We start from the raw sequence: 8,478 nt of genomic DNA on the forward strand, positions 1-8,478 counted from the left end.
CCGTCCACGCCATCACCCACGACCCCGAAACCGCCAGCGGCTACGACGGCAAGGTCGCCACCGAAATGATCGGAGCCAAAACCGGGGAGGACACCGACCGGTGGGGCCGGAACCCGTTGCGGGACCACACCGCCAAAACCACCGCCCGGCCCGAGTTCTCCCTCATCGCCCTGATCTGCGCAGGGTACGAGAAGACCATCCAGAAAGACTCATGGCGGTCCGCGGAGAAGCGGCACTTCCACTACCTGAACCAGCTCACCACCTGGGGCTACACCGCAAGTGCCGTGGAGCAGATCATCATCGACAAGCACACCACCGACATCGAGTAACGTGACGGGGAACCGGGCGGCTGTACCCCAGAGGCAGCCGCCCGACCACTCACCCCGGCAAGGGCCAGGAACCTTCCAGAAGTGGGGCGGTCCGCCGCCCGGGGCGAACCACAGCAGCCACTTACGAGCGACGGACCGCCATTAACCGCGACCACGCGGCCGGCAAGCCACCACCCGCGGGACCAGGATCAACGAGGTACCCGGTTCGCGGCAGCACCACAACGTTCAGCTAAGCTGAACCACAGAATTCCTTTGCAGAGGGAAAACAGAGAGGGTCGGCGCTGGAAGCGCTGACCCTCTCTGTTTTCGTTACCTGGAGCTAGTTGGAGGGCTAGGGTTGCTGGTTATTCGCCTCGATGTGGTCTTCAGCCCAGTCCTCAGCGGCCTGCAATAGGTTGAACTGCTCTTTGAAGCGCGCAACGAGGTTTGGAAAGTCGACATTGGTCTGTTGAGCCGGAAGATTTCCTGAATAGCGAAAATACGTCCCCGGTTCGTCGGCGTGGTGGATCAGAAGGAGAAGTTGCTGCACTTCTTGCGGGAAGGGTTCGCTCAAGTTCAGAGCTGCGTAATGTTCGAGGAGCTCTTCCAACAGCGGCTGGAGCTTGTGGCCGATTGCTCTGCCGCGGAGTCGTCGGTTGACTTCTTCAGCGCTCAAAGCAGGGTTGCTGGGCTCGCGATACTTCCGTCTCGCTGCAGCTAAGTACCTCGTAAATGACTTCAGCTGAAGCTCAAATGCCTGCCTATAGAGCGTGAGAAATGGCAACAGGATGGTGTCATCTATCGGCTTCCCAGAGAACGTTGATGCCAGCCTGTTGGCGGACTCTGAGTAGAAGAAGGCAAGGTCACGGTCTGTTTGGTAGGGCCACTGGACAATCAGGCGCTCGTAAACGGTGCTTGGTGCGGCGTTGAGTAGCTCCCACGAAACCGGCTGAGGGGAAGTGTTCATTCGCGCAGATTACCAGCTCACTAAGCGGAGGCCAGATCGTCAGCAATCGGCTCAGCGGGAAGGTACTCAGCGTATCTCTCGCGCACATATGAGATTCCCTTGTCATGATCCGAGGCATTCTCCAGAGAGAATCCTGAACGAACTGGAGCCGGAACTCGGCTTCGCTAATCACTTCCGCCCAAGTCTTCACAGCCGAGGTCCTCATCAGATGCCTCATGGGATACGCGGGATTGTCCAGCCATCGGACATAGTTCTAAGTCGGGAGTCCCATCTGCGAGGTAGATGCCCAGGGCAACACGAAATGGACTCAGCGACTCGGTGGAACGTTGAGAGTTTGAGAGCGGGGGTTCCAGGTCTTGCTGATAGATGAACGGAAACCTTGCCAACCTTCTTGAGACTGCGCCAGACGTTATGAAGTTCTCCGCGCGGATGAGGAGGCCCATGAAATTCTCTATCGCATCTTCGAATGCGTTCATTGCGTGAGTGCGCTATGATCTCTAGCAGACGATGTTAACAGTGAATTAGCGAAACGAAAGAGAGTCAACCAGCGATGGGATTCAAAGTTTTCGAGAAGGGTAGCGCTCCTGCTCCAACGATCCCCACAGTCACCATCCAGAAGCGGGGTATGTTTTCTTTGAACGAAGCCGCTTTTGCCTTGATCGATGAACCCGAGGCCGTGGAGTTCCTTTGGGATGAAGAGAACCAACTGATAGCTATCCAGGCAGCAAAGTTGACCGATCCCAACGCGTATCCGACTCGTCGTCAGGGCCCCGCTGGTACAAAGCCTCAGAAGAAGGGCATCGTACTGATCGCCGGCACTATGTTTACCAAGTTCATCGGTATAGATACGTCAATTGCGAAAAGGTGGGTCCCGGACAGGGACGGCAACATGCTCATCGTGGACCTCAAAAAACCGGCTCAGACGGTTGCGTCTAACCGAAGGAGCGTTGAGCGTGCAGCGGGCAAGACTGAGGAAGACACCGATGAGTAAGGCATGCGCGCGACGTGTTGACTAGCAACCACTTCTTTGTTGACGAGACAAAGCAACGAGGATATCTGCTCGTGGCCGGCGTCCTGGTCCCCTCCGATCATGCTGACGTACGGCGGGAGTTGCGCGGACTAATCTTGCCTGGACAGCGCGGCCTGCATATGAAGGACGAAAGGGACTCGCGTAGAAAGGCGATCATCGATGTGATCGTTCGTTCTGAAGTTGAAGCCACCGTATACGACGCGGCGCGCAGATTCTCCAACGAACCCGAACGCCGAGCCGAGTGTTTTCGCGAACTCGTCAACGATGTCGCGGCTCATCCAGGGCAGTCACTGCTCGTCATCGACAAGGACGAGTCCCTTGTTCAACGGGACCGCGAATGCCTCATCGAGTTCTCCCGAAAAGCCGGATGTAAGGACCGGATGAGCTACGAACATGCGAAGTCAGCCCAAGAGCAGTTGCTGGTAGTTCCAGATGCGATTGCATGGTGTTGGGCCAAAGGGGGATCCTGGCGAGAGCGTATTCGCCCCGTAGTGACGAGCGTCAAACAGATCGCTTAAACGCAAAACCCGAGCGCCGCGGTCGTCCGGCCGGGTCTCGGGTCTACTTCCTGAAGCTCAACGCAACAGGCACTTACAGAGTATGTCACACAACGACAGAACACCAGAATTTCAGCGAAGGAGCCTCGCGGCCCCGCCTCAGCAGTCCATTTAGGCAGATACGGGCGTTGGGCCGACGCCGGGGCGACCTGAGGGGCCGGTGGGTCTATGTCGCAGCTTCTAGTGGGTAGTCCTTTATGGGTCGAGACACGTCGAGATGGTCGAACGGGTGTCTCGGGAGCTCCTCGAGTGATCCGTCGGCACGGCGCACCCAGTAGGTCCCCATTGCATCTCTGAAAGCGATTTCCGCGCCGGCTCGTGCGTGCATTCCGCGCCAGCCTTCTACTACTCGAAAGCGCCATGTTCCGGGCGGAATCACGAACGTCTCCTTGCGAAGCGAGAACCGGTAGCTGGCGTGTGCGGCCAATTGCTCGCTCGTCCGCGCTCCAGCTCCTTGAACAAGCACAAGACTTACAACTGCGTCGTAGATTGGCAGTCGAGAGTCGTTTCGGACGATGAGAGAGTCGTAGCCGCGGCTGTTGGCTTCCGCCTCCATGCTGAAGCCTCCGTACCAACCAGCGACTGACTCGGCTTGCGACCTGCGAGCCTGCTGCGCCGTTCTTAGTTCGGCTGCTCGTCTCTGATTACGTTCGTTCTGCAGGCCAATAAAGGCGAAGACGAGTGCACCGCTGGTTGCGACTGCACCGGCCCAAGTTGCCAAATCTCCGACGTCCATGCCGCCAAAAGTAGCATTCAGGTTTCGCCGAGGGACCTATTGGGGCTCGGACGAGCGGCTCCGGAGCTGACGTGCAGCCAGTGCCATTTGTGATGGCTGCCAGATTCCGTAGGCAAGTTCTGATCTTTTCCGAGAAGTAAATTCAACGACCGGGCGCGCCCGGAGAATCTGGTCCTGGTCTCTAATCGCAGCCAGGTCCATATCGAACTCCCACGCGCATCGACCATACCGTTCCAAGGTGAAGGGCAGTTCTGGCGTCTTTTTATGATTGGGAGACTCGAAAAGCGAAGCGATACCCCCGCCTCCGTGGGATGCCTTATATCGGGTGATCTGCGCATCTCCGCGGTCGATTTCCCAATATGCGGCGATGACCTGCGTCGCCTGATTGCCTGTGTTGATAACAACGATGCTGAACGTTGCAGTGGTGGCGGTAGCCGTACTTCCGCCGATCCATTGCTCACCGGAGACTGACACCACAGGTCGGTCCCAGCGCCAGGTACGCCAGACTGTCCAGGCAGCCGTGAGTAGTGACACTAGGAGGGCGACTGTGGCAATGGAGTCGGAGTAGCTCACCGGCCAAGTATGTCAGCGGTAAATGCAGAACCCCCTGAGCGGCGCAGTCAATTTGATTGCGGGGCTCAGGGGGTTCAGTAGCTTCGAGGCTGTGCACGACCGCCGGCCACCATAGTGAGGGCGCCGCGTGAAGGTTCCCTGGCGGTTGTGTGCAGCCGGTCAGGTGGGTCCCGTCGTCCACGTGTGTGCGGGAAAAGCAGCGGAGCGGGTGGGCTTTTGCCGTGCCCAGGTGGGCGAGGGGAAACGCTACTGCTCGCCGCTGAGTTCGCTTGCAGAAGAGGAGTCGGGGGCCCCCGCAGCGGCGCGGCCCGCGCTCTTGCGTCGGCGGCCGGCTACAGCGGATTCCAGGCCGAGTTTCTTCAGTTCCTCCGGGCTCCAACCGTCCTTGGTTGCCCGAACATAGGCGCGCTTGTCCTCGCGCTCGGCCTCGGCAAGCTGCTCTCGGAGGTCAGCGATCCGCTGCCGTGTCTTGACAAGGTCGGTGATGGACTCGATACGAGAGTCCAGCAATGCTTTGGCCTGGTTACGTGTCTGTTCAATATCGATTGTTGCCATGCCCCCAGCCTAGCGCGTGGGACCGCTGGTTTTTCGGCGGCTCAGGTTGAAGAGCATGGAAGCGTCGGTTTCGGGAGGGGCACCAGAGCCGACGAAAAGCCAGCAGCCATCCCGGCGGAGCAAGCTGGTAACTTAGCCCGGCTAAGTTGGCTCGATTCTCGACTTGTCGTCTCGGATGCGGCACACTTGTCAGTGTGTTCCCCGGGTCTCCGGGTTCGCTGCGCTGGCAAATTCGGAGGGAGGGACAAGTGAGTGAAGGCAGTGGCTTCGCCGGTTGGAAGTCCCGTCGTCGTCGCGCGAATGTTGACGGCGGCCGGATGCACCGTCACGAGGTCAAGGTCAGCCCGGAGGAGGAAGCCCAGCTCCTTGCCCTGGCGGAGAAGCACCGGGTCACGATCCCGCGGCTTTTGATCGAGGCGGCGCTCAGTGATGGCACAGAGAGTCCGTCGGAGCGGCGGGATCAGTTCATGCAGCTCTCTGCGTTGCAGCGTCTTGTCGGGACCGTGGCGAACAACATTAACCAGATCGCGCGTCACGCGAATGCGACGGGGGAGGTGCCGGCAGAGGCTGCCGCTTCCATCGCCCATGCGCGGGCTGTCATTATCCGGATTGATCGTCAGCTCGCCGAGATGGCGGGCCGGTAGTTTCTCCGTGATTCCGAACATTACCCAGGGCGACCGCATGGCGGGTCTGATGATCTACCTCGCGGGCCCGGGGCGGGCCAATGAACACGAAGAACCGCACCTCGTTGCGGGCGATTCGGCGCTCATGGCCTGGCACGATGACAACGAGTTGAACCGCGATGCTGCCCTGGATATTGCCAATGCACTCGACCGGGCCAAGCAGTTTTTCGACACTGAAGTGGACGGCGGACACGTCTTCCACTGCTCGCTGAGTCTGGCCGCAGAAGAAGGTCAGCTCAGCGACGAGCGTTGGGGTGCCATCGCTGATCACTTCATGAAGGAAATGGACTTCACCGAGGACGGTGGAAAGGCTCCCGCCCGGTGGGTTGCGGTCCGTCACGGACTGAGCAAGAACGGCAATGACCACATCCACATCGTGGCGTCGATGGTCCGGGACGACGGCACCAAATGGAACGGATGGAAGAGCAAGTACAAGTCCCAGCAGGCAGCCAGGACACTGGAGAAGAAGTACGGACTGAACGCTGTCGGGACCCTACGCGCCGAGCGCGGATTCACCCCGGCAGAACAGTCGAAAGCCATCCGCCAGGGGCTGCCGGAAGTCGAGCGCCACAGCCTCGCACGCAAGGTGCGCGTCTGCGCAGCGGCATCGACAGATGAGGCGGAGTTTGTCCGGCGGGCACGCCAGGAGGGCGTGCTCGTGCGCCCCCGCTACGCGGCCGGCCGTACTGACGTCGTGACCGGCTACTCCGTGGCCGAACGCCCCCGCAAGGGAGAGCGCGCCGTGTGGTTCGGCGGCAATTCTTTGGGACGTGACCTGGCTCTGCCCAAGCTTCGGGCTGAGTGGGAGAGCACCCCGGAGTCAGCGGCTTCCGCTGTCGCGGAATGGAACGCTGCGGCGCGCAACCGCCGGCCGGTAAGCCCCGGCCGGGAGACGCTGCAACCATCTGCTGAGCTGTGGAGCAAGTACGCCAACGACGTCAGTTCCCTCCGGGAGAAACTGGCCACCACCCCGCACGATGATCACGCCGCCTGGGCGCAGGCAGCCCGCGAGACTTCCGCGGCATTCGGTGCATGGTCCAAGCGGATCGAACCGACACCGGGACCGCTCGCAGACGCCGCCCGAGAACTCGCCAAGTCCGCCCAGCTGCGCCGTTACCCGGCACGCCCGGCAGTGTCCCTGCCGTCGGCACGCGGGGCGACCATGATCCTCCTGGCCGCGACCTCCAAGAGCGACCGCGCCGCGTACGCCCTCATGTTCCGGCAGCTCGCCCTGACGGCCCGGGCGATCCATGACATGCACAAGGCCACGGACGATCTGCGCCGGGTCCGGGGACTTTCCACGGCCGTCAGGGCGGCCAGCAAGGTTGTCGAAGCCAGCGCCAACGCGCAAACACTCAAGGCACAGCCGATGTCGATCGAGACGCTGCGCCAACAACACCCGGAAGCGTCCGAGGAAGCCCTTAAATCAAGGCTCCTGGTCGAACGTTCACGGGGCGGCTCACCGTTGCCTCCCGTTCTGACCCGGCCGGACGCAGCGCAGCTCCAGGGAGCGCAGTCACGCACCGAAGAGACCCACCGTGAAAACAATCCAGGCATTGAGCGATAGGGAAGGTCATGAGCGAAGCAGACGGAATGGAAGATGCAGTGGACGGGGCGATGCGTACAGGGCTGATGGTCGCGGCCCGGATCGGGGAGCAGCTTGTTAGAATGCGCGAACAGGAACAGCGCACCATCGCCGCAGCAGAGGATCAACGGGCCCGGGAGCTGCAGGAACGCTTCGATGCTCAGCGGGCTGCCGCCCGGGCCCAGCTGGCGCCGGTCTCCCGCGAGGACTGGTGGGACAAAGTCACCCCGGAAATGATCGAACGGGTTCACGAGACGGCCACGGCTTGGAAGGCCTACGACCCCGAAGCTGCTCAGGCGGCAGGGAAGATCAGAGAACAGGTGCAGAGCCGTTACGGCATCGACGTGGACAACACCGGGGGCGACGAGGCATCCGTGTCCGCGGCGCTCTCCCGGGCACAGCAAGCCCGCTCCGAGGCCGTAACTGAACGGACCAAAGCCACGGGCGCCCGTACCGATGAGGTGGTGGCTGGCGCAGCAGTTGCCGGCGCCAACCGACAGGACCGTGCAGTCAGAAGCGAACCGGCTTGGGATACCGCAGAACGGCGTCAGCAGCTGGCCGAAGGCCTGGAAGGCAAGGGCGACCGCGAAGCCGTGAACGCCCGACTCCTGGCGGACAAGCACCAGGGCACCCACCCCTCGGCCGCCGTCGCGCAGAAACCGGCGGTAGCCAAGACATCGAAGATGGCCAAGCAGAGCGGCACAGGCCAGACACTGGAACTCGGCGGCCTGGAGCGCTAGGCCGCATCTCAGTTTCGTGCAGGCCTTGATGGCACGAGGCATATAAGAAAAACGGGCGCGGGTATACATTCCCGCGCCCGTTTCATTGGGCGTAATTTTGAGTGCTTTTCTTTTTTCGAGGAGCCGGAGTCTGTTTTCCCTTCACTTCTGGGATGCTGTTCGAGGTCCTCCATGCGGCGATCGCGGTGATGTTTGCGTCGAGGAGGTCCGTGCGGGCGTGGATCCAAAGGTCTGTTCCGCGGTGAAGGTGTTGCGGCGCGCCGGCTACTCTTCGTCCAGACGGGGCAGGCAAGGATTGTCTGTCCCGTACCCTCCCCAGATTTCCTCGACGCCTAACAAACTTCAGCTTGGCCTGGGATATGGTCCACTCGCTCTAGCTTACGAAATCGAAAGACGGCGCCTCGCCAACGGTTTCGGCTCCGGGGGCTGCCCCTCATGCTGGCAGCGTATGCTCCTTCTCTCTTTCGTCCTGCGCGCTTCTATCTCGCCGAGCCGGCCGCATTGCCGCGACGGCGCCGCCCGCCACGAGCACCACGACGCCGACGCCCATGTAGAGCATGGATGCCGTCCAGTGGGCGTCCAGCAGGGCGCCGGTGATGAGCGGGGCGACGATGGCTCCGACGCGGCCGATTCCGATCGCCCAGCCGACGCCGGTGCTGCGGACGGATGCACCGTAGAGGGCGGGGGTGATGGTGTACATGCCGGCGATGCAGCCGTTGATCAACATGCCAACGACGCCGCCCG

At 61.4% G+C, this 8,478-nt stretch carries 7 protein-coding genes and 2 pseudogenes; 6 read left to right on the top strand and 3 right to left on the bottom strand.

Annotation, left to right across the window (positions count from 1 at the left end):
* Positions 1–329: pseudogene (locus HNO80_RS17500) on the top strand (ParB/RepB/Spo0J family partition protein); the annotation flags it as partial.
* A gap of 331 nt (positions 330–660) precedes the next feature.
* Here HNO80_RS17500 and HNO80_RS17505 read toward each other — a convergent pair.
* Complete coding sequence (locus tag HNO80_RS17505; protein WP_175324128.1) at positions 661–1,275, bottom strand: hypothetical protein; 615 nt, start codon at positions 1,273–1,275, stop codon at positions 661–663.
* A gap of 625 nt (positions 1,276–1,900) precedes the next feature.
* On the opposite strand from HNO80_RS17505, the gene HNO80_RS17510 reads away from it, so the two are divergent.
* Both HNO80_RS17510 and HNO80_RS17515 read left to right on the top strand, forming a co-directional pair.
* A complete protein-coding gene (locus tag HNO80_RS17510) occupies positions 1,901–2,266 on the top strand; it encodes a hypothetical protein (RefSeq protein WP_249777437.1) in 366 nt (121 codons plus the stop codon).
* Between the two features lie 71 nt (positions 2,267–2,337).
* On the top strand, positions 2,338–2,823 hold the full coding sequence (locus tag HNO80_RS17515) for a hypothetical protein (protein ID WP_217501044.1): 486 nt from the start codon (positions 2,338–2,340) through the stop codon (positions 2,821–2,823).
* Positions 2,824–4,417: 1,594 nt separating this feature from the next.
* Here HNO80_RS17515 and HNO80_RS17520 read toward each other — a convergent pair.
* Positions 4,418–4,726: a hypothetical protein gene (locus HNO80_RS17520; protein WP_175324130.1), complete on the bottom strand. Its 309-nt coding sequence runs from the start codon at positions 4,724–4,726 to the stop codon at positions 4,418–4,420.
* Positions 4,727–4,974: 248 nt separating this feature from the next.
* Here HNO80_RS17520 and HNO80_RS18175 point away from each other — a divergent pair, with 248 nt between their 5' ends.
* Genes HNO80_RS18175 through HNO80_RS17535 form a run of 3 tightly spaced genes read left to right on the top strand, consistent with a single transcriptional unit; the run spans position 4,975 to position 7,734 of the window.
* Positions 4,975–5,370, top strand: coding sequence for a plasmid mobilization protein (locus HNO80_RS18175; RefSeq protein ID WP_349627393.1), 396 nt, complete (start codon positions 4,975–4,977; stop codon positions 5,368–5,370).
* 7 nt (positions 5,371–5,377) lie between these two features.
* Positions 5,378–6,976 carry a relaxase/mobilization nuclease domain-containing protein gene (locus tag HNO80_RS17530; RefSeq protein ID WP_175324131.1) on the top strand — a complete coding sequence of 533 codons (1,599 nt, stop codon included), beginning with the start codon at positions 5,378–5,380 and terminating at the stop codon, positions 6,974–6,976.
* 8 nt (positions 6,977–6,984) lie between these two features.
* Positions 6,985–7,734: a hypothetical protein gene (locus tag HNO80_RS17535; protein ID WP_175324132.1), complete on the top strand. Its 750-nt coding sequence runs from the start codon at positions 6,985–6,987 to the stop codon at positions 7,732–7,734.
* Positions 7,735–8,167: 433 nt separating this feature from the next.
* Here the strand turns inward: HNO80_RS17535 and HNO80_RS17540 are convergent.
* Positions 8,168–8,478 (bottom strand): annotated as a pseudogene (locus HNO80_RS17540) (hypothetical protein); the annotation flags it as partial.

It is taken from the genome of Arthrobacter sp. C9C5 (genome assembly GCF_013359735.1).
Classification (GTDB): Bacteria; Actinomycetota; Actinomycetes; order Actinomycetales; family Micrococcaceae; genus Arthrobacter.